General features: G+C 65.2%; 17 protein-coding genes. 3 read left to right on the top strand and 14 right to left on the bottom strand.

Annotated elements, in window-relative coordinates; genetic code table 11:
- Window positions 1-20: 20 nt before the first annotated feature.
- From KF785_16570 to KF785_16540, 7 genes are all read right to left on the bottom strand, one after another.
- Window positions 21-1412 (bottom strand): alginate export family protein, encoded by a 1392-nt coding sequence (locus KF785_16570; GenBank protein ID MBX3148380.1) that lies wholly within the window; start codon window positions 1410-1412, stop codon window positions 21-23.
- Window positions 1413-1735: 323 nt separating this feature from the next.
- Entirely contained in the window at window positions 1736-2158 is a 423-nt protein-coding gene (locus KF785_16565; GenBank protein ID MBX3148379.1) for an SRPBCC domain-containing protein, read from the bottom strand.
- Window positions 2159-2411: 253 nt separating this feature from the next.
- On the bottom strand, window positions 2412-3866 hold the full coding sequence (locus tag KF785_16560) for a RagB/SusD family nutrient uptake outer membrane protein (protein MBX3148378.1): 1455 nt from the start codon (window positions 3864-3866) through the stop codon (window positions 2412-2414).
- Window positions 3866-6814, bottom strand: a complete 2949-nt coding sequence (locus KF785_16555) for a SusC/RagA family TonB-linked outer membrane protein (protein ID MBX3148377.1) — start codon at window positions 6812-6814, stop codon at window positions 3866-3868. Before KF785_16555 ends, KF785_16560 begins: the two co-directional genes overlap by 1 nt.
- 519 nt (window positions 6815-7333) lie before the next feature.
- A complete protein-coding gene (locus KF785_16550) occupies window positions 7334-7561 on the bottom strand; it encodes a hypothetical protein (GenBank protein MBX3148376.1) in 228 nt (75 codons plus the stop codon).
- A 148-nt stretch (window positions 7562-7709) separates the two neighbouring features.
- The gene (locus tag KF785_16545) at window positions 7710-8753 is read right to left on the bottom strand and encodes an acetamidase/formamidase family protein (GenBank protein ID MBX3148375.1); all 1044 of its coding nucleotides are present in this window, start codon (window positions 8751-8753) and stop codon (window positions 7710-7712) included.
- A 69-nt stretch (window positions 8754-8822) separates the two neighbouring features.
- On the bottom strand, window positions 8823-9317 hold the full coding sequence (locus KF785_16540) for a helix-turn-helix domain-containing protein (GenBank protein ID MBX3148374.1): 495 nt from the start codon (window positions 9315-9317) through the stop codon (window positions 8823-8825).
- Window positions 9318-9396: 79 nt separating this feature from the next.
- Here KF785_16540 and KF785_16535 point away from each other — a divergent pair, with 79 nt between their 5' ends.
- Together KF785_16535 and KF785_16530 are read left to right on the top strand one after the other, a co-directional pair.
- Window positions 9397-9864 carry a DUF2938 domain-containing protein gene (locus tag KF785_16535; protein ID MBX3148373.1) on the top strand — a complete coding sequence of 156 codons (468 nt, stop codon included), beginning with the start codon at window positions 9397-9399 and terminating at the stop codon, window positions 9862-9864.
- A 35-nt stretch (window positions 9865-9899) separates the two neighbouring features.
- Window positions 9900-10127, top strand: a complete 228-nt coding sequence (locus tag KF785_16530) for a DUF2798 domain-containing protein (GenBank protein ID MBX3148372.1) — start codon at window positions 9900-9902, stop codon at window positions 10125-10127.
- A 72-nt stretch (window positions 10128-10199) separates the two neighbouring features.
- Here KF785_16530 and KF785_16525 read toward each other — a convergent pair whose 3' ends face one another.
- The 5 genes from KF785_16525 to KF785_16505 all read right to left on the bottom strand — a co-directional run bounded on the left by KF785_16525 (window position 10200) and on the right by KF785_16505 (window position 16532).
- Entirely contained in the window at window positions 10200-11117 is a 918-nt protein-coding gene (locus KF785_16525; protein ID MBX3148371.1) for a hypothetical protein, read from the bottom strand.
- 34 nt (window positions 11118-11151) lie between these two features.
- The gene (locus KF785_16520; protein ID MBX3148370.1) at window positions 11152-12147 is read right to left on the bottom strand and encodes a hypothetical protein; all 996 of its coding nucleotides are present in this window, start codon (window positions 12145-12147) and stop codon (window positions 11152-11154) included.
- An 83-nt stretch (window positions 12148-12230) separates the two neighbouring features.
- A complete protein-coding gene (locus tag KF785_16515; protein ID MBX3148369.1) occupies window positions 12231-13916 on the bottom strand; it encodes a DEAD/DEAH box helicase in 1686 nt (561 codons plus the stop codon).
- A gap of 64 nt (window positions 13917-13980) precedes the next feature.
- Window positions 13981-14202 carry a response regulator gene (locus KF785_16510; protein MBX3148368.1) on the bottom strand — a complete coding sequence of 74 codons (222 nt, stop codon included), beginning with the start codon at window positions 14200-14202 and terminating at the stop codon, window positions 13981-13983.
- A gap of 92 nt (window positions 14203-14294) precedes the next feature.
- The gene (locus tag KF785_16505) at window positions 14295-16532 is read right to left on the bottom strand and encodes an MEDS domain-containing protein (GenBank protein ID MBX3148367.1); all 2238 of its coding nucleotides are present in this window, start codon (window positions 16530-16532) and stop codon (window positions 14295-14297) included.
- Window positions 16533-16723: 191 nt separating this feature from the next.
- Here KF785_16505 and KF785_16500 point away from each other — a divergent pair, with 191 nt between their 5' ends.
- A complete protein-coding gene (locus tag KF785_16500; GenBank protein MBX3148366.1) occupies window positions 16724-18649 on the top strand; it encodes a CocE/NonD family hydrolase in 1926 nt (641 codons plus the stop codon).
- 141 nt (window positions 18650-18790) lie between these two features.
- Here the strand turns inward: KF785_16500 and KF785_16495 are convergent, their stop codons facing one another.
- Complete coding sequence (locus KF785_16495) at window positions 18791-20074, bottom strand: aldo/keto reductase (GenBank protein MBX3148365.1); 1284 nt, start codon at window positions 20072-20074, stop codon at window positions 18791-18793.
- Window positions 20071-21610, bottom strand: a 1540-nt coding sequence (locus tag KF785_16490) for a S9 family peptidase (protein ID MBX3148364.1), incomplete at its 5' end; no start/stop codon positions are given. The genes KF785_16495 and KF785_16490, both read right to left, overlap by 4 nt.

Here is a 21610-nt window from a genome sequence, read left to right as displayed (position 1 = left end):
GCCCCCGAGTGCCCGAGGGATCACCAGCGGTACTCCAGCTCGAGATAGCCGTACCGGCCGTTCGCCCGAGAGGGGTAGATGCTTCTGATCACCTGTCCCGCTAGTGCGTGGCTTGCGTATCCGGCCACCGTCCAGCGCCGGTTGATCTGCACATCGGCGCTCAGGTCGAGCAACGTCGCGAGGGCGCGGCTGCCGTTCGACGGCCGGGATGCATAGCCGAAGCCGTCCCGGTCGAAGGCACCACCGCCGATATACCAGCCGTCGGCCGGCTCGGCCAGCTTGAGTCCTCGCAGGTCGGCCCGCAACGTGGTGCGGGTGCCCGGTCGGAGCAGCAGACTCACCGAGGCATCCTCGAGGTTCATCAGGTTGTAAAACGGGAAGCGGGCGTACACCCGGGGCGTCGGCAGCACCTGGAAAAAGGTCTGGTGAGTGGCATCTGCGGCGTCACGGTCGCCGCTGCTCCGGAAGTAGCCCGCTCGAAGCCAGGGGCGGATCGTCTCGAGCATGGCAGGCTGCCACCCCAGTTCAATCGTACCTGCCGCTGCGCGGTGGTCCTGCTGCCCCCATTGTCCAAACTGGAGCGCACCCCAGGCAGTCAGGTCGAAGCGCCCGATTCCGGTGAGCACGGCTTGGAGGTAGTGCCCGCCAATGGTGCCCACTGACACCGGCTCGAGGTCGCCCTGGCGCACGGCCAGGGGACGGTTGTCGGTCCTCGCCACCTCGCGACCGTCGCGGTAATAGAGTCCGAAGATCCTGACTTCACCGTTGTCGGCCCCCAGCGGACCGGCGGTGGTCACCGCCGCGTATCCCAGCACAATCTGGGGTACCCGGCCCCAGCCGTCCATGTCAAAGACCCCCGCGGTGGGCACCGCCGCCAGCGCGGTTACCTGGGTATGACCGCGGCCGTAGTGCAAGTCCGCTCCGTCAAAGCTGCGACCGATGTGGGTAAACCCGAACGGCCCTATGAGGCGCTGAGCGAGTCGGGTCCGCTTGACCGTCGCCAACGCCCCGCTGCGCGGCGCGGTCTCCGCGCCCTCCGCAGTCTCGAAACGGCCCAGACGTCCCTGCCAGCGTTGATCCGCGCTCTTGACCCGGAGGTATACCTGCTTGGGAAACAGGCCGATGGCCTGGGTAGCCCGTCCGTTGGCGAGGTAGTAGTTCGCTCCGTGACCGAGCAGTCCCTGCGGAGCCGGGAGAACGGCGTCGTCGGGCAAACCGAGCAGGAGCGGAGCGGCGAACTCCACCCGCCATTCGAAGCGGGAAGTCCTCTGCTCCAGTCCAAACCGGGCCGTGGCGCCAAGGAAGCTGTACTGACTCCCTGGGGCGTCGCCGAACCAGTTCATCGACTCGGCTCGGATCCGGATGGCCCCGACCGGTCGAACCGGGTTGGCTCCGGCCTCTTGGCAAAGCATCGATGCTGGATTCGACAGTATCACGGCGCAGCTCAGGCCGAAGCAGGTGCGGCGAAGCATGATGGCGCGGAAGGCCTCCGTGCTGACGGGTCGCAAGCCTATGCGAAGCTAGTCGCTCCAGCGTTTGCTCAGGCTTGCCCCGAATATAGCGCAGTCGTCCGCTTCGTGACTCTCTCGCAGCTGCGTCGTCACGACCTGCCAATCGTGCTGGATGGCGCGCGCCAGACGCTGTGTCCTGACTGATCGAGATTCTGCTGTCTGACGGTGTCGTGCGTCGTCGCTTGACCCCAACGTGTGCCTAGTGGATGCTTTGGGTGGCTGTGCTACCTGTTGCTGATACGAGGATTGCGTCCGGCACGATCGAGATACGCTTTGATGCCAAACCAATACTGTTCGCGCCAGGCGCGTTCCGTCTCGGGGATCAGGTCCTTGGGGACGCCACGGTGTGTCAGCACGAGTTCGGTCCCGCCATCGGGGGTCGGTGTCAGGGTTACGGCTGCCATCGAATAGATGCCCTCGGGGAACTGCCGGTGACGCCAGGCTTGCACGATTCGTCGCCCTGGTACGAGATCGACATTGACGCCGGTGATGTCGTTGTCGCCGGCCGAAAAGATCCCGCCAATCTTTCGACTGATCGTGGCTGTCCGCCCCGTCACCGCCGAATGCTTGCGCGAGTCTGCCAGGAGTTCGTACACCGTGGCCGGTGGGGCTTTGAACTTCACGCGCTGCTTGATGGTCTTACACATCGCTACCTCGGCAAGGCCGGAGCTGTGTCCCTACCGGAGCCTTGCGGACATGGTTCGTTACCGGGAAGGCCTCGTATGACGAGCATGACCAAGGACGCCTCCGTGGTGCTCCCTCAACATGGAGCCGGTGGCTCGATTCGGGAAGGGAATCCCGCTGGCTCTGGCGGTCCTCTATGGGGCGGATGCGCCACGGGCCGGGTGCCGGCTCACTGCCGACACCCGGCCCGGGCGTTCTGTCCCTCGGGTCAGCTCATCAGAGCGGCGTGCACGGCGAGGGCAGGTTGCGCGCCGAGCACTCGCCTTCCGGGATGATCATGTTCTCATACCGGGTGTCACCGGCGCGGTCCTGGGGCAGTTGCTGGGTCCGCCCGTACCGGCGCGCATCGATCCAGCGAGTGCCTTGCGACCACATCAGCGAATAGAGCCGATTGTAGAGTAGCTCCGTGATGAACGCATCGTTCGACGAGCCGGCTGTCAGCGTGGTGTTCGCCAATCCGCCGGAGTTGACTCGGATCAGATTCAGGTCGTCGATTGCGCCCTGCCGGTCGTTGGTGTTCCAGCGAATCTCGGCGCGGAGCAGGATCAGCTCTTCATTGTTGATCCACGGAATCGGGGCGCCGAGGTTCGCGGCTGCGGGGTTGCCAGCCGCGTTGTAGAGCGTCGGCTTGTGAGTTCCGATCAGGTCGTTGAGGTTCTTGGACCGTCCGGCCGCCGTAATCTTCCGGGTCAGCCGGTCGTCGGGCTGCCCACCGGTCTTGAGCTGGGCGCCGCTCATCAGGCTCGGGTGAGCCCAGAGCCGGTCGTTGCTGAGCGGTTCGGAAACCGGGTTGGTCGGCTCGCCCGCTGCGGTGGAATAGGCATAGTTGACGCCAGTCGAGAGCGAGCCCGGCAGGCCGGCGGTGGTGATGAACGAGGCGTTGAGTGCGGTCGCCGCCTGGGCCCAGCAGGCTGTGCAGGCCACGAAGGTGGCCTGGTGCACCAGCATCTTGGCTCGGAGCGCCCGGTTGAACTGCCGGAACGTCGCTGGCGTGGTGAAGCCGGTGTACCCGGGCGCCATGGTGAAGGGAAAGGCCGTCGCGCCGGCCGCCGTCAGTTCGGCCGCAGCCTCGTCCATCAGTGCGCCTGCTGCCTGGAGCGCGGTCGAGAAGCTGACGAACGGCGCCGGGTCGGCAGTGATCGGGCGGTCGACGTCGAGCGGGATGCCGAGCTGGCCCGTTCGGACGGCCAGGCGGTGCAGGTGCCACGCCTTCATCGTCTTGGCAAAGCCCGACGAGGCCTGGACTTCGGCTGGGGACATTCCGGTGGCCTTGGGAAGCGCCTCGAGGTAGGTGTTGATGGTCCGGATCGCGGAGTAGAGGCCGATCCAGATTCCCGAGTGCCGCCCTGTCGGGTCAGCCGGCCCGCGAATCTGCTCACCGGTTTCGCGGGGGTCGTTGCCGAGGAGGTTGTAGCCCTCCCTTCCATAGAGCGCGTAAAACTGAATCTCGGTACCGATGTCGTTGAACGTCTGAGCAAAAATGCCGGTTGCGGCGCGCGCCAGGATGGCGCGAGTCGGCGTCTCGGTCAGAGTCTGCACCGTGGGGGCATTGGTGTTGAGGACATCGAAGTCCCCGCACCCGCCCAGGGCCAGGACGCCAGCCAGCAGCGCGGCTGCGCAGCGGGGAGCCCGCCGGGGCGCGCGGTGAAGCTGCGGAATGGTCGGTCTCATCAGAACCCCATCGCAATGTTGAGGAAGATGCTGCGGGTCGGCGGATACGCACCGATGTCCAGGTTGTTCCGGATGGCCGCCGCACCGAAGTTGGCCACCTCGGGGTCGAGCCCGGAGTACTTGGTGCTCATCCAGAGGTTCCGCCCGCTCAGGCTGACTCGCATTCTGTCGATGCCCACGTTCAGCGCGTTGACCACGCTGGAGGGCACGTCCACGCCGAGCGAGACTTCCCGGAGTTTGACGAAGCTGGCGTCCTCGATGTAGGTCACGATGGCGCCCCGCTGGTAGCCCAGGTACCGCGCTGCCCAGGCCGGGGTGCCCCAGTCGGCCGAGGTGCGACCGTCATCCTGCAGGTAGCGGGTCAGATTGATGACGTTGCCACCCTGCTGCCAGTCCAGCACCACGCTCAGGTTGAACGAGCGATAGCTCATGTCGTTCACCAGGCCGACCCGGAAGTCGGGGGCGCTGTTGCCGAGCTGCGAGAGCGCCGCTGCCCGGTTGCCGTTGGCGTCGAGATCGAACCCGATGATCTGGGTAATCGGCTTGCCAACCTCGATACGAGTGCGGCCGAGGTTGCCGAAGCCGGAGGCCGTCGGGAAGAACGGGGGCAGGCCGGCCATGTCGACGACCTCGCTGGTGTACCGGGTGAACGTCCCCCGAGCGACCCACGAGCCGCGCGTCGACTGGATCGGGGTGTAGCCAAGCCCGATCTCGATGCCCTGGTTCTTGATCTCGCCGCCATTGAAGATCTGAGTGGCGAAACCCGATGACGGAGCCGGGGTCCGCTGCAGCAGGAGGTTCGTGGTGCTGCGGCGGAATCCCGTGAGCTCCCAGGTCAGCCGACCATTCAAGGCACTTCCATCGATGCCGCCCTCGATCTCCTTGAGCCGCTCCGGCTCCACGTCTGCGAAGCCAGCTGCGGTACCAACGGTGACGCCCTGCGATCCGCCCAGCTGGGGTGTACCGAGGTTGGTGAACTTCTGACCGAAGATCGGCTGGTTGCCGGTTTCGCCGTAGGCAACGCGGAGCTTGACTTCGCTCCCGCTGCCGAGCAGGTCGGTAAACCGGTACGAACCCGCCACTTTCGGGAAGACATAATACTTGTCAACATCACCGTTGACGCTGCTGCGCTCAGCGCGCACACCGGCCTGAAGCAGCAGGCGGTCCCGCATCAGGCGGACCTCTTCCTGCGCATAGAGTGCCAGGGTCCGCTCTTCGGTCAGCGCTTCCGTGGCGGTAATGTTGGTGCCCTGGTTCACGTTCCGCTCACCGGGCAGCAGGTTCTGGGTTCGAATCTGGAAGGTGTTGAGCCGGCGGTCCTCATACTGCACCCCGAAGGAGGTGTTGGCCGACCAGCTTCTGGCGGTGAAGGTGTGGACGCCGTTGAGGTTCCAGTTGTAGAACTGGCTCCGGCCGCCGCTCTCGACCGATTCACCTGGCAGCGCCTGGGTCCGTTCAAAGAAGAGGTCGTTGGGTGACCAGACGTCGTTGGCCTGGCTGAAGGCATCGATCCCGCCGGCGGCAATGAAACGAAGGGCGTGGCGGTTGCTCGTCACCGCATTCCAGCCAAGGGTCAGGCCGCCCGTGAACCGGTTGGTCTCTTCGGCATTGACCCCCATCTCCACCAGCTGCAGCGGGTTGGACTGCACACCAACCGTGGGAACGGGGAAGGTTCCGTCGGGGTTCCTCTGCTCGAAGTTCACGAAGCTCGGGATGTACGACATCGCATACCCGTGGCAGCCGTAGTTGTTGCAGTTGTTGTTCCAGCCCCGGGCATTCTCGTTGCGGGTGTATACACTCGAGATCCGGACGTCCACCTTCGGCGTGATGGTCTGGTCGACGTTGACCCGGAGCGTCTGCCGATCGGCGAAGGTATTGAGCTCGATGCCCTCGTCGTGTTTCCAGCTGCCCGAGATGTAGTACCGGGTTGTTGCCGTCCCGCCGCTCACGTCGGCCACCGTCTCGTATGACAGGTCCCGATTGCTGTACACCTGGCCGTACTGGTCGAAGTATGGGGTTGGGTTATTGGCAAAGAACGGAGCTGCGGCCTGACCATAGCGAGCCACCGCGGAGTCCAGGGTCCAGCGACGGCTCTCCAGGAGCTTGAGCGGGCTGAAGACTCCGAATCGTTGGGCCACGTTGACGCGGGTCTGGCCCTGCTGGCCGCGGATCGTGGTGATCACGATGACCCCGTTCGAGGCCTTCGATCCGTAGATCGACGAAGCTGCGGCACCCTTCAGCACCTCGATGCTTGCGATGTCCGCCGGGTTGAGGTCGGCAATCCGGTTGACCGCGTCTGCTTCGAGCGTCGGGGTCGCCGCGTTGTTGACTAAGCCGCGTCCGCTCGGGATGCTCGCGTTGGAATAGATGACGCCGTCAACGACGTAGAGCGGGTCGAACGCGCCCAGAATCGTGGCATTGCCGCGGATCTGCATCTGGATCCCGCCGCCGGGGGCGCCGGAGTTCGTCTGCAGGTTGACGCCCGTGATCTTGCCGGTCAGCGCGTTCAACATTGTCGGCGCAGAAACCTTGGCGATATCCTCTCCCGATACGTACGCAATCGCGGTCGTTGCGCTCCGTCGCTCGATCGTTGTGGCTTGACCGGTGACCACGACCTCGTCCAGACGGAAGATGTCGACCTGCAGGCCGAGGTCCATCGTCGACTGGCCACTCGCCACGAGCACTTCCTGACGCGTGAAACCGATTGCCCGTACCTGGAGCCTGACCTCACCTGCCGGCGCGGTAAGGGTGTAACGGCCGTCCTGTCCTGTCCGCGCCCCTGCGTACCGTGCCGCGCCGACCACCGACACCTCGGCATCGGGGATCGGCGTCTCGGTTCCCGCTCTCGTGATCCGGCCGGAAATCTGCCGGTCTTGGGCAGTCAGGATCGTTGGCGCCAACAGCAGCGCCAAGCCGAGCCCCGCCTGCCAGAGCATACGTGTGCCCACAGGTCCTCCTGGGAGATGGAGATGATACCGCCAACTATGCGCCTGATCATTGCCCTGCGACGTGCCTACCGTACCTACCGCGCGTGCTGCGCCTGGTGCCACACCCGTTGCTGGACCGGGATGCCTAGCCGGTCGCTACGGACAGAAACAGGAGTCGTGCCAACCTGGTGGCCGCTGCGCAACTCCTTGCGCCGCCACCAGATCGCAAACGATCGTCAGTTAAGGCCGTGTCATTCGGACACGAGTCCCTGTGAGGAAATGAGACGGAAATGCAAGTTCGCTCGTCGGATTACTCGTCAGTCATCCGCGAACGCAAAACTTCGGCAACGGCTCGGGTGACCGACCGTTGACGACCCATTTAATACTGCCGCCGCGGCTCGATTTGGCAAGGGGTCGACTTGCCGGCGGACCCACCAGGGTCCTGGACAGCCTCCGGTAGCAGGTTAGAGGCAGCCGGCCGGGATCGCGAACAAGCTAGAGGATCCTCTGCGACCCCAGGCTGCCCCGCGCTTTGCCATGTTAGCTGCGTGAGGGACGCGATCGGGTTCGCTCCCTCAGCAGCACGAGTCCGCCGATGGCCACGGCGGCAAGCCCGATGATGAGCCAGGTGACAGAGCCCCCCACCAGGGGTTCGCAGTTGGCGAAGCACAGAATGGGGTTGATGTGAACCAGGTCAGCTCCCTGAAGCGCCCACAGGGCCCCAAGCAGCACCAGCACGACCCCGCCGCCGATTCGTAGCACTCTCACGCGCATTACCCTCCAGGCTGCCGCACGGGTCGGCCGCCGATCCCAATGACCAGGCGGCTACGCACGCCGCATCAACATGGTGGCTCGGCGGCGGGTCCGGAAGTGGGATACCGTACCCTTCGCCCGCGCCGGCCGGAGCCGTCGCGAGCTACCGACGCGGGAGGACCCGCTTCGGGATGTGCATTGCCACGAGCACGTGCGGTACGTCGACCACGGCGGCAATCCGCAAGTCGGCCGCGAGCGAAGCAAGCACGTAGGCATCGGCCCGGGGGAGCCCGTGAGCCTGCTCCAGATAGTCGACCATGTAGCGGGTGGCCTGACGGGCCGCCTGATCGAGCGTGGGGGCGTGGGCGGTCACGGCATAGTACTCGTCCGTTTCGTACTCGGGCTCGCGCAGGGCCCGTCCCCCTTTGATCGTTCGCACCTCGTAGACGATGCGCATCGGCGCCTCGATGCCCGTGCCCGAGACCTCGCCATCGCCCTGCGCAGCATGGGTGTCGCCGATGGAAAAGAGCGCCCCAGGTACGAAGACCGGAAAGTAGACCGTCGTTCCGACTACCAGGTGGCGACTGTCCATGTTGCCGCCATTGGCGCGGGGCGGAATGGTCGATAGCATCGAATCGGTGGCCGGCGCCACCCCCATCACGCCAGCAAAGGGCCGGATCGGAATCTCGATTCCCGGGGCAAAGCGCGCCGTGGTGGCCGATGGCCCCAGCGTGAAGGTGCGATACCACGAGCGGTTGGCGAACTCGGCGTCCTCTGCCAGGTAGCCGAAGCCTGGAATGACCGCGGCCCAGCCCCAGTCGCCGACTTCGATTTCGTGCAGCGTCACGGCCAGTACGTCTCCCGGCTCGGCACCTTCGACGTAGACCGGTCCGGTCAGCGGGTGAATCGGATCGAAGCTGATCCGGGCCAGGTCCTCGACCGTGGAGGAGGCAGTGAGCTGCCCTGCCGAAGCTTCCTGCGTAAACGCCTCGATCACCGCTCCCGAGGGAACTCGGATTGCCGGGGGAATGGCTGCGCTCCACCGGTTGTGGGTCTGGTCCGCGGTCAGTGTGAAGCCGGCCTCGGGAACCGGACGCGCTGTGGTCGGTCGTCGGTCGCTCTGGTCGCCACGCTCACTTTGTGCGCATCCGAGCATGAGTACTATTGCCAGAGGGAGCAGCTTTGGCGCGCGTGCAACGGTGTTCATCGATCTCGGCATCCCGAATCTCCTGCGGTTCCGTCGTTGGTTCGCTTCCACAAAAAAGAGCAGGGCACTCTAACATCGGGTGCGATGGCGGAGTCCGCCAGCCCTTGCTGGAGGCTTGCTGCCCGCTGCCGCGGCAGGCTGGCGAGCTGGTTCTCGGAGTCCTCTGCCTGGCTTCCGCGCCGCGCGCGCCACGGCCAGTCCCATCAGGCGGCGGAAGGTGGGGCACTCGAGATGGTCCGCCGCAGGGCATACCGCGGCGTGCCGCAGTCCGTTGCGGATCGAGCGCAGCTTCCGGATCTGCTCATCAAGCAGGTCCGCCCGGGCCGCCAGCACCGCCCGGTCCACCCGGGCGCGACCTTCGCCGTGGAGCATCCGACCGATCTCCTCGAGCGCAAGTCCCGCCGCCCGTCCCAGTGTGATCAAGGCCAGCTGCTCGAGCACGCTGGCGTCATACTGTCGTCGGAGCCCACGGCGCCCGGCTGACCGGATCAACCCTTTCTCCTCATAGAACCGCAGCGCCGACGGCGCCACCCCGGACCGTCGGGCCACCTCTCCAATGTCCATGGTGTCCCTCTTGACTTCAAGTTGACTTGAAGTTGTACCATGGAGCCAGGAAAGGTCAACCGCTACCGGAGGAGGTCACATGGAATTCGCGGGTCATGCGTTGCTGGTCGGTGTCGGCGCCACGATGGTGATGGATGCCTGGGGTCTGGTTCGGCAGCCGCTGCTGGGGATGCCACGGCTCGACTACGCGCTCCTGGGACGATGGTTCGGTCACATGGCGGCCTGGCGGTTCCGCCATCAGTCCATCGGGGCTGCCGCGCCGGTGCGCGGCGAGCGACTGCTCGGATTGCTGATGCACTACCTCATCGGCATCGGCTTCGCCGCCCTGCTGCTGGAGGTCTGGGGTCTGGTGTGGCTGCACCGACCCACGCTTGCTCCCGCCTTGCTCGTCGGCATCGGCACGGTGGCGGCGCCGCTGCTGCTGATGCAACCGGCCATGGGCATCGGTTCCGGCAGGTCGCGGCTGCAAAGCCTGCTGACCCACACGGTCTACGGGATCGGCCTCTACCTCGCCGGGTGGGCCGACCACCTGTTGTTCCGTCTGTAACCCGCGATTCCACCCGTCTCAAAGGAAAGAACACTATGCAGATTCCTTCCCGATTCGCCCCGCTGCTGTTCAGCGCGCTCCTGTCGGCCATCATGGTCGCCATCGTCTCGGCCTTCGTGCTGATCATGGCGCAGGGCGTTCATCCCGGCTTGCCGGCCCAGTGGGTGCGCAGTTGTCTCACCACCTGGCCAGTGGCATTCCCGACCGTCTTCGTCGTGGCGCCCCTGGTGCGGCAGACGGTTGCACGCATGACCACACGATGAGCGGGCCGCGCCATTGGGGGCGAATCTGCTATAGTCTGTTGCTGCGACTGCCACCTCGGCGGGATGGCCCGATCATTCCCACACTCGTTCGCCCGCCCCCTGATTGCGCGACGCGGCTGCGCCGTCGCGCAGCAGCTTGGTGAAGGTACTGCCATCCCCAAAGACAATGTCAACGATACGCCACGCCGCACCGTCGCGCTCGAGGCGGTAGCGCAGTGTTTTCGACGACCAGCCGTCTGCAAACACCACCGCCACCTCGGCGCGTCTGCCGGTGATCCGGCCCTGCTGGACAGCGAAGCGGGTCGGGGTCTCCTGCGAATCGGTGAACGGGTCGCCGTCGATGGGGGGGGCCTCGTCCGGTGAGGTCGGTGCGTCGAAGTAGGCCGTGATATCGGCGATCAGGCGTGCGTCCAGCCAAGTCCGCAACCGCTCGACCGCCGCTCGATGGAATGCGAAACGGTTGCTGGCGTGACGTTCCAACAGCGCCTGCACAGCACCAGCGGGGCTTGTCTCCGCCGCCTGGGCACCCGGCGACCGATCGAGTGTAAGGATCACGTTGTCGATAGCGACCAGCAGGTGGCTACTGTCGGCAGCATGGAACTCGAAGACGCCGGAGGCACAGATCAGGCGAATGCCGCGCACCCTGCCGGCGCTGAAGCCGAGCGCGCGCGCCGCCGTCCCCGCCGGTGCGGGAAGGCCGCCCTGAAAGAGCCCTTCCGGCTCTACCTGCGTAGGCTCGAACCGCCCGTCGGTACAGTCGAACGGCGGCAGGCCGGTAAGTGAGGTGGCGCCAAGCTGCACGACGCGCGCGAGCAGGCGAGTCCGATCGACCCCCGCGCTGTCGGAGGCGACCCACGGAGCAATCGTCGCTGTGACGACTCGCCACCGGCCGATGAACTCGTGGGCAGGCGCGGGGCCCGCGCGGCCCGCGACCGACTGGGCCGTCACACCAACCGGCAGTGCCGCACCAGCCATGGCACCGATAACCATCGCGCATGCGGTAACCCGGGAACCCATAATCAGCCTATCGCTCGACAGCGGCCATGAAAGCCTGGTATGCGGGATCGGCACGATCGTCATCCGTAACTGTGTACGCGCCGTTCTTCAGCACCCGCGCCAGGATGGATCCTGGCGGGGTGCCGTGATCCTGCGGAACGCCTCCCTCGAGCAACACCAGCGCCGTGGCCCAGCGGCGCAGGTCCGCTTGATACGTGACCGGCGACCAGTTCGAAGCGTCTCCCCGGTTGTCCCGCACGGTCCGGTCGACGCCACGCGCCAGCAAGGTACGAGCTGCTGCGGGGGTCAATCTCGGGTGGAACAGGACAGAGCGGCCATCGTTCATCGGTGTGTCTGGATGCAGCCCGGCCTCCAGCAGCATCTGGAGTGCAAGGTGGGCCTGAGGACTCCATGCGCTGGCGACCAGTTCGATCAGTGTGGTGCCAGGTCCGGAGTCGTCGGCCCTGGGCCTCGCACCGGCGGCCAGGAGGAACCGGACGCCATCGAGATCGCGTGGCGCGCCACCATCCATGATAGCTGCGGTGGCGGCCATGCCGAGCAGCGTCACGCCCCGTTCATCACGCGCCTGGAGGTCCGGTGCGGGAGAGGCATGGAGCAAACTGTCGAGCTTGGCATAGTCGTTGTAGACAATCGCCAGCGCCGCGGCGCGGGTAGCCGCATCTGGGAAGGCGTACTGCGGCGACGGTAGCTTGGGAACGCCCCGGTCACGCAGCGAAGGGTAGATCACCGCCAGGGGAAAGCGAGCGAGAGTCAGCGTCACTCCCAGCGCGACGGGTGCCCCGGCCAGCAGGCACCCAACCACCACGAAGCCGGATCGTCCCGGCGTTCGGCCGGTCCACAGCAGCAGGGCAGCGACCACGCCCAAGGCGGCCAATGCCATGCCGAACGACTGCCCCAATCCTCGGGTCGCAGCATCACCCCCCGGTCGGCCGAAGTACATCGCCGCCGCGCCGACGAGGTCGACGATCGTGAGGGCCCAGCCGAGGTAGAAAAGAGCGCGCATCGCAAATGTGGCAGTGATGAAGAGTCAATATACCCGGCTTGTCCTTCACCGGTCCGGTCGCCACCACCTCAGGCACCTTGCGCTTATCGGGTACCGCCGGTCCGTCGACCCGCTTCATCCTTCCGCACCGTCTGGCGCTTGCCCTTGATCTTGGTGGCTCGGAGCGCGGCGACGACCGGCTGCACCAGTTCCTCCGGCAGCTCTACCAGTGAAAAATTGTCGGTGATTTCGATGGCGCCGATCTGCGCAGCGGGAATCTGTGCCTCATTGGCAATCGCCCCCACCAGGTCTGCCGGGCGGATGTTGGCTTTGCGGCCGGAGCCGATATAGATCCGCGCCATTCCCGCTCCCGGTTTCCGGGGCGACCCAGCCTGCTTGGTGCGCTTGTCGGAGGTTCGCTTCTGTTTGGTGCTGTCGGCCGGGATGACCTGGTCGTCGAGCGGCGGGGCTGCGGCCCCGTCGATACCGCCACCGGCCAGATGGGCCAGTTTCACCGCCGCCGTCGCGATCTCCATCACGTCGTGCTCGGCGGCCAGGGCTTCGACGATGACCCGATAGCCGTCCAGGTCGCCGGCCAGGATCGTTTCCTGAATCGAGCCCCGGGTAATCTCCAGCTGCTTGGCGCGCACATCCAGCACGGTGGGCAGCTTGGCCATCTCGATCTTCTGGCGGGTGAGCTGCTCGATGCTCTTGAGCATCCGGTGCTCGCGCGGCTCTGCGAAGGTGATTGCCACGCCCTCGCGCCCGGCCCGGCCGGTCCGCCCAATCCGGTGGACATACGCAGCCGGCGACTGCGGCACATCGAAGTTCACCACGTGGCTGACCTGCTCGATGTCCAGTCCGCGGGCCGCCACGTCGGTGGCCACGAGGATGTCGACCGTGCCTGCCCGAGTCCGCTGCATGACTCGGCTGCGCTGGTCCTGCGACATACCGCCGTGCAGCGCCTGGACCCGGTAGCCGTGGCCTCCCATGCTCTCGGCCAGGCTGTCCACTTCGTGACGGGTTCGGCAGAACACCAGGGCCAAGGTCGGCGCCTCGAGGTCGAGGACCCGGCCGAGTGCTGCCACTTTCTGAGCTCGGCTGACCACATAGGCGGTCTGGCGTACCTTGGGGAGCTTACCGGCCGCCGGCTTTTCCTGCGCCACCACGACTTTGATCGGGTTCCGCAGGTGCCGCTGCGCAATCGTCGCAATGCGGGGCGCCATGGTCGCGGAGAAGAGCGCCGTCTGCCGCTCGGCCGGTGCCAATTCCAGGATGCCCTCGAGCTCCTCGGCAAACCCCATGTCGAGCATCTCGTCGGCCTCATCCAGCACCACGGCAACCAGCCCCTCCAGGTCGAGGGTCCGCCGCCGCAGGTGATCGAGCGCCCGCCCCGGCGTGGCAACCACCACGTGGGCCCCGCGCCGCAGCATCTTGATTTGCTGGCTGAACTCCTGCCCGCCGTAGATCGGCACCGTCGAGGCACCGAGCGCTCGGCCGTAGCGGTGGAAAGCTTCGGCCACCTGCATCGCCAGTTCCCGGGTGGGCACCAGGACCAGCACTGCGGGGCGGGAGGGGGCCGGGGGCTCCGACGGCAGGCGCTGGAGGAGGGGCAGGGCGAAGGCGGCGGTCTTGCCCGTGCCGGTCGCGGCCTGGGCCAGGATATCCCGGCCAGCCAGGAGCGGCGGAATCGCCTGTTCCTGGATCGGGGTCGGCTCTTCATAGCCGAGGGCGGTCAGGGCTTCGACCAGAGCGGGGTTGACCCCGAGTGCCGCAAAAGTTGAGGACATGACGCAAGATAGGTGGGCGGGGGTAAGTCTACCTTGCCCTGCCCGCGCCTCCTCCCGAGAGGATTCAGAACGAGACACGGTTGCCCGGCAGCTCGAGGTCGAGAAGCACCACATCGTACAGCTCCTGGCTCATCGCCTTGAGCGCATCCTCGCCGCTCTCAGCCGACTGGACTCGGTATCCCTGCTCAGCCAGGATGGTAGACAACATGGTGCGGATCTTCAGGTCGTCGTCCACCACCAGCACCAGCGGACCTGAGGGCTCCTGCGTACCCGTCGCCTTTGACATCCGTGCTCCTTGGACAGCGGGAGAAGCCGACTGGAACGCCTTCATCGAGCGCTTCGAGCGGTTCACCTGACTCTCTCGCCAGGCGAGCAGTGTCAACTCGCAAGCACTTCCCGAACCTGATGTGCCAGTGCGCTGGGGGAAAAGGGCTTCTGCAGGAAGTTTACTTCCTCGTGGAGGATGCCGTGTCGTACGACTGCATCATCGGTGTACCCAGAAAGATAGAGCACCTTCATCTCGGGATGGTGGCTCAGCAACCGCTCGGCGAGGATTCGCCCCCCCATTCCAGGCATCACGACATCGGTGACGAGCAAGTGAATCGGCTCCCTGTAGTGGGTGGCAACCCGAATCGCCTCCTCGCCGTGGCTTGCCTCCAGGACGGTGTAGCCGCACTGCTGCAAGGTGAAGCGCGTCAGCGCCCGAACGGCATCATCGTCCTCGACCAGCAGCACTGTTTCAGTTCCGCGTGGTGGTGGCCCCAGACCGGTTGCGGATCTCCCGGTTAGCGCAGGCTGTTCGACGCGCGGTAAGTAAATCTTGAATGAGGTCCCCAGCCCTGGTTCGCTATAGACCTCGATCCTCCCGTCGCTCTGCTTGACGATGCCGTGAACCACCGCCATACCCAGGCCACTACCCTCGCCGACACCCTTGGTGGTGAAGAACGGCTCGAACAGGCGACGTGTGACCTCCTCGGTCATGCCGGTACCCGTGTCCGTGACCGACAGCATGACGTACCAACCCGGCCGGGCATCCGCATGGGACAGGGCGTAATCCTCATCGAGGAATACGTTGCTGGTTTCGACGGTGAGTCTACCGCCTTGCGGCATGGCGTCGCGGGCGTTCACCGCGAGATTCAGGAGCACTTGTTCCAGTTGTCCTGGGTCCGCCTTCACGCTTCCGAGCTCAGGATCCAACACTGTGGTCAGTTCGATGTCCTCGCCGATGACGCGTCGAAGCATTTTTTCCGTGTGCCGAACCACCTCGTTCAGGTCTAGCACCTTGGGGGCCAGTACCTGCTTCCGGCTAAAGACCAGCAGTTGTCGAGTCAACGATGCCGAACGCTCCCCGGCCTTGAGGATTTCCTCCAGCAACTCCCGGTTAGGGTCATCCTGAGGTGTTGATTGCAGCAGTAACTCACTGTACCCGTTTATGATGGTGAGCAGGTTGTTGAAGTCGTGCGCCACGCCACCAGCCAATTGCCCGATGGCCTCCATCTTCTGCGACTGGTGCAACTGCTCCTCGAGCGTCTTCTGGTGACTCATGTCGAGGAATGTCACCACCGCACCGACAATCTCCTTGCCCCGCCACATCGGGGAGGCGAAGTACTCGGCGTCGAACTTCGTCCCGTCGGCACGCCAGAACACCTCGCCCTTGATGCGAGTCGGCTGGCGCGTCTGAATGGCTCGAACGATCGGGCACTCTTCCTCAGGGTACGGACGGCCATCCGGATAGTGGTGGTGAATCAGTGCGTGCATGTTTCGACCCCTCAGTTGATCGGGGTCGGCGTAGCCGAGGAGACGGGCGCACGTCGGGTTCGCCAGCATGCAGTTGCCGTTGATGTCGATGCCGTAAATGGCCTCGGCCGTGGAATCGAGCAACAATTGGACGAGTTCTTCCCGCTCGCGAACCGTTTCCGTGGCCCGCTTGCGCTCCAACTCGCCTGCCATCGCCATGCGCAAACGCTCGATCCACCAATCGAGCCGTTTGCGTTTGAATTCCGAAACCGCCATCGGTTCGGGACGGAGGATCAGTTCCGGCGGTTCATAGTACGGGTTGGGACAGACGAGATCGGAGATGGCCACCATCGGGTGGGTCACGAGCACGTCATGGATGAGCGCGGGATCGAAACGCGATCGCAAGTAATGACAGGCGATTACTGCTCGGTGCTTGGCGAGGAACTCGTTGAGCATCGCCTCATACTCGATCAGCCGATCGCCCTCCAGATTCGCGTCGAGCGCCCACGTCATCTCACCCTGGAAACGCAGGCCGGCGTAGCCGTCCGCAAGAGCCGCAGCCTCGCACTCGGCGAGGTAGTCGAGCATTCCGTGTGCGTCGAACTTTCCTTGGCGCAGGTAGACGTCGTGTTTCGTCAGGATCCTGAGGGCGCCTTTGTCGGTTTCGTGGGCGACGTTCACGCCGGAAGCCGCGAACCGTTGGACGAGATCCTCGAATGGCGAATCGTTCGCGACGTAGAGACAGCGCTCGCCACGCTGCAATCCGGCAGTGATGAACGCCACGGCGCTGGCGGTTTGATCTGTCAGGTTGTCGTGGATCGGACAGAGGTGATCGCCCTGGCGGAGCTTCGCCAACTCGACGTCCAGTCTCGTTGCCATGCGTTCCCCCGTGGTCGGGGCTCGGGCGGTCTCTAGACCGGTCAGCCCACCATACTCTACCTCACAATAGTGCGTGGGGTAAGAGACTGTTGGCATGAAAGGTCCCCGCGCGGTACCCAGACCTGATCCGTCCGGCGGAAATCAGCGCGCGGCGCTACGTTCCGGGAGACCCCCCGGACAGGAACGCCCTCATGACCTCCCCCGCTCGGCGCACCGCCACCCTCGGCGCGGTCTGTGCCTCGCTTCTGACGATCGCCAGCGTCTCGCTCCCGACTCTTGCAGCCCAGGCTCAACCGAGTGCCACGGCCCAGTACTTCGCGACCCAGGTGGACCGCGAAGACCAGGTCCGCATCCCGATGCGCGATGGCAAGCGGCTCAATGCCTCGCTCTTCTTTCCGAAGGGTCGCCCGCGTCAGAACCTGCCGACCATCCTGGTCTTCTTTCCGTATCTGATCAGCCCGGCCGCCTGGCCCGAGAACCAGCGGTTCCTGGAGAGCGGCTACGCCCTGGCCTATGTCAACGTCCGGGGCCGCTACTACTCGGAGGGCGTCTACACCTACCTCGGTGGCTCGGGACCGGACTCGTACGACACGATCGAGTGGATTTCGAAGCAGCCCTGGTCCAACGGCAAGGTTGGTGCGTACGGCTGCTCATCGAGCGCCGAGGAGCAGCATCGGATGAACGCGATGCATCACCCCGCGTTTGCGGCGGCGGTGCCGAGAGGCTCCGGAGCTGGCATCGGGAAGGTTGGACCGTACAACGAAATGGGAAACCACTACCGGGGCGGTGTGTTCCAGAACTTCTGGCTCTCCTGGTACCACGCCGCGGGCTACAAGTACAAGCCGTCGTTCCCGGCCGAGCTCACCCGGGAACAGCTGCTCCGGCTCAACCGCTACTGGGACGGGAACCCGCAGTCGCTTCCGCAGGTCAGCTTCGACAGCGTCATCAACACGTTGCCGCTCAGCGATATCCCGAAGCGAATCGGCTCCGCGCCGAGCGACCTCGATGACTTCATGACCTGGCAGCTCAACGATCCGCGGTGGAACACGATCGAGTTCGGCCGCGAGGGCGACCGGAACGCCGCACCCGCGCTCTACATCAACTCCTGGTACGACGTGTCGACCGGTCCGAACCTGGCGATGTTCGAGTATCAGACGGAGCACGCCGCCACGCAGCAAGCCCGCGACAACACCTTCATGATCATCGCCCCCACCGCCCACTGTCAGATGGGGCGGGTCGAGAGCGAGAACTACGTGATCGGCGAGCGCAACGTGGGCGACGCGCGGTTCGACTATACGGGTTTCATTGTCCGCTGGTATGATCGCTGGCTCAAGGGCATCGAGAACGGCATCGAGGAGGAGCCCAAGGTTCGCGTCTACAACATGGGCGACAAGGCCTGGAAGGCCTATGGGACCTGGCCGCCGGCCGGCGCTCGCCAGCTCACCTACCATCTCGCGAGCGACGGCGGCGCCAACACCGCAGCTGGCAATGGTCGCCTGGTGTCGACTCGGCCGCGAAAGGACGGGCAGGACGCGTACACCTACGATCCGATGAATCCGGCGCCCAGTCTGGGTGGGCAGGTGTGCTGCTTCAACGCGGCGGTGCCCGGGTCGTTCGATCAGTCAGCCATGCAAGCTCGGCCCGATGTGCTCGTGTACAGCACCGAACCGCTCCGTGCGCCGGTCGACGTGACGGGGCCGATCGCGGTGACGTTCTATCTCTCGTCTGACGTGAAGGACACCGATCTCATCGTCAAGCTGGTAGATGTGCATCCCGACGGAAAGGCGTACAATCTCGACGAGCAGGCGCTTCGTGTCCGGTGGCGAGAGGGCTGGGATGCGCCGGTGTTCATGGAGCGCGGCAAGGTGTACAAGGTCACGCTCCCGCCGCTGGTGACGAGCAACACCTTTCAGGCGGGGCATCGGATCAGGATCTCGGTTACCAGCAGCTCGTTTCCGGTATACGAGCGGAACCTGAATACCGGTGGACCCAACTACAACGAGCAGCAGCCGGTGGTGGCGCATAACGTGATCCACCACGGACCGACCTATCCGTCGGCGATCACGCTGACCGTGGTGCCATCGACGGGAGACCCGCGCGGCACCGGCAGGCGATAGCACGGCCTTAAGCCGCATCAAGTCTGGTGCGACGTGCTTCAGCGATTCCGCGTGGCCGGTGTACGCTGGTCCCCTGTTGCATGATGAGATCGGTGACGGTGCCAGCCTCAGGCGGTACGAACTCGAGGAATATGGGGCCCGCTACTGCCGTTCCAGCTGGATCTGCTGGCTGCCCTGTTCCAGAATGAGCCCGGTCACCTTACCCTGGCCGTCAACCTGAAAAACGATGACGGGGCCGCGGGGGTCCGCAAAGCGGGTCTCTGATCGCGCGGCGAGCGGCGCCTCTGGATTCGGCCCCGGCTTCACGAAGAGCGTCGTGCCATCGCGACGAAACGTCATGGTGAAGCCGGTGGGCGCCTTGTACTCACCGACATAGCGGTCGAGGATCGCCGCTGACAGTGCGATGCCCGGTGCCTGAGGTCCCGGCTGCCCTCCTCCCTGTCCGGGTACTCCGCGCATGGCTTCTGCGCTCGCTGCGGGGAGTGCGTCGACGAACTGCGCCATGCGCTTGCGCATGGCCTCGTCCGGGAGACGTCCAACGGCGGCGCCCATGTTGTCCGTCATGTTGGCCACCTTGCTGGTCGCAGGGGTGACCACGGTAACCGCCGGGTGCGAGGCGACGTACTTGATCATGAACTGTGCCCAGCTCCTGGCATCGAACTCCTTGGTCCAGTCAGGAAGGGGGCGGTTACCGATCCGGTTCCAGAGCCGGGTGCGCCCGAAGGGCAGGTAGACCATCACCGCGATTCCGCGCTCCTGCGCGAGCGGGAGGATCGTCCTTTCGATGTCGCGATCGTCCACGGCGTAGTTGATCCCGATGAAGTCGATCGGCTCGGTGCGCATGAGCCGTTGCAGTTCGTCGTACTGTCGCTGCTCGACGCTGGTCAGGCCGATGTAGCGAATCTGCTTGCCCTGCTTCATCTCCTTGAGGATGCCAAGGTGGGTCGGGACGTCGCCCAGGTTGTGGATCTGAACGAGATCGACCGGGCGCTTGCCGATCCGCTGAAATGAGGTCTGCAACTGCTGGCGCGCAGCTGCGGGATCGGCGGACCCGCCGCCCGACATCGAGGCAACGTTCACCTTGGTTGCCCAGAACATCTTGTTGGTCAAGCCGAGTTCTTTGGCGAGCCGCCCGGAGACCTCCTCGGATGAGCCCCCGCCGTAGCTCGGTGCCGTGTCGAAGACCGTGCCGCCTGCTGCGATCATGGTCCGCAGCACTTCGCGCAGCGCGGTGACATCCTCTGCGCGGGAGACCTGTGCGAACGTGGCGGAACTGCCGAGACCGACGATCGGAATCCGTTCTCCGGTCGAGGGAATGGCACGGGTGATCAGCTGCTGTCTTGCGGCCCACAGCAGCTGCGGGTTGAGCGCAAGCCCCGCAGCTGCGCCGGCGGAGAGGCCAAGCCATTCGCGGCGGTCGATCATTGGTTACGTCCTGGTTGAGAGTGTACTGGACTGAGCCTACCGAGGTGGCTGGCCATGAAGCGGCGCACGTCGTCTCTGTAGTAGCGCCCGGCCGCACCTTGAGGCCCGTGGGGTTGACCCGGCATGATCAGCAGATCGAAGGTCTTATTGGCTTCGATCAGCGCCTGGGCCATGCGCATGGTTGTCGCCAGGCTCGCGTTGACGTCGCTGGTGCCATGCATGAGCTTGAGCCGCCCGCGCAGCGCGGAGGCGTGTCCGAGGTTGGACCCCGCATCGTAGCCTGCCTGGTTGCTCGCCAGCAGGCCCATGTTGGGCTCGTTGATCACGGCTGCCTCGGTCAGTTCGCCCGGAGCGCCGGCATAGCCCACCTTGAAGAAATCGGGCGCAGTGAGCATACCGCGGATGGCGAAGTAGCCGCCCCAGGAGTGGCCCACGATTCCAGCCTGCGTCGTATCGATGTAGGGTTTGGATCGGGCCAGCGCCCGGATGGCAGCGACGTGGTCGGGGATCTCTATCTGGCCGATGCGGCCGTAGTTCGCGTCCTGAAAGGCTTTGCTGCGGCCCGGGGTGCCGCGGGCGTCGAGCAGGGCAACGACGAAGCCCATCTGGGCCAGCGACGCGGCGACCCCGTGCATCGATGTGGTGGGCGCGTACGTCGTCTGGTGCACAGCCAGAAACGGGCCGGCGTAGATGTAGTCGATCACGGGATACCGTTTGGCAGGGTCGAAATCGGTCGGCCGGTACAGAACCCCGTACAGATCGGTGGTTCCATCAGCTGCCTTGACACGGAACGGCTCCGGCGGCGTGTACCCTGCCGCCTCGAGGTGCGCAGTCGAGGCCTGTCCCAGGCGCTTGACCAGCGTGCCGTTCGCGCGGCGGAGCTCCACGGTGTGCGGCTGCGCGAGGTTCGAGTACGAGTCGACGAAGAAGCTGCCCGACGCTGAGAACAGGGGTTCGTGCTGGCCTGGCGCCGAGGTCAACGCGGTGAATCCCCTCCCGCTCAGCGCGACACGGTAGACGTGCCGATCGTAGGGGCGAGTGGAATCTCCGGACGCGATCAGGTCGATCAGTCCCCGCGCCGAATCGACGCGCACCACCCGGTGAACAGGAAAGGCGCCCGAGGTCACTCTCCCCTTCAGTGTGCCATCGTAGCCGTAGTGATAGACGTGACGCCATCCGTCGCGCTCCGACATCCAGAGAAAACCGCTGTCATCCGGAAGTGGAGTGACCTGCCATTGCCAGGTGCTCGTCGCAAAGTCCAGCGCCGCCACGAAGGTCGCCGGACGCTCGTCGTACGCGAGCAGGCGCGCCGCGCCGCTGGCCCCCTCGATTGCAAAGAGGTCCAGCCGCTTGCCCGTACGTGACATTCGCATCACGAGTGCCTCGGAGGCGGTCGATCGCCAGCCGAGCAACCAGACGTAGGCATCTCGGCTGTCCAGTTGAACCGAACGCGCAACGGCCGCTGCAGGGTCGACGATGTGCAGTTCCGTGACGGGCAACGGCGTACCGGTCTTGGGGTAGGGAGCGTAGCTGACG

The organism is Gemmatimonadales bacterium (assembly GCA_019637315.1).
Taxonomy (GTDB): Bacteria; Gemmatimonadota; Gemmatimonadetes; order Gemmatimonadales; family GWC2-71-9; genus SHZU01.
The sequence above is the reverse complement of the archived record's forward strand: the minus strand, read 5'-3'. Positions and strand labels throughout refer to the sequence as shown.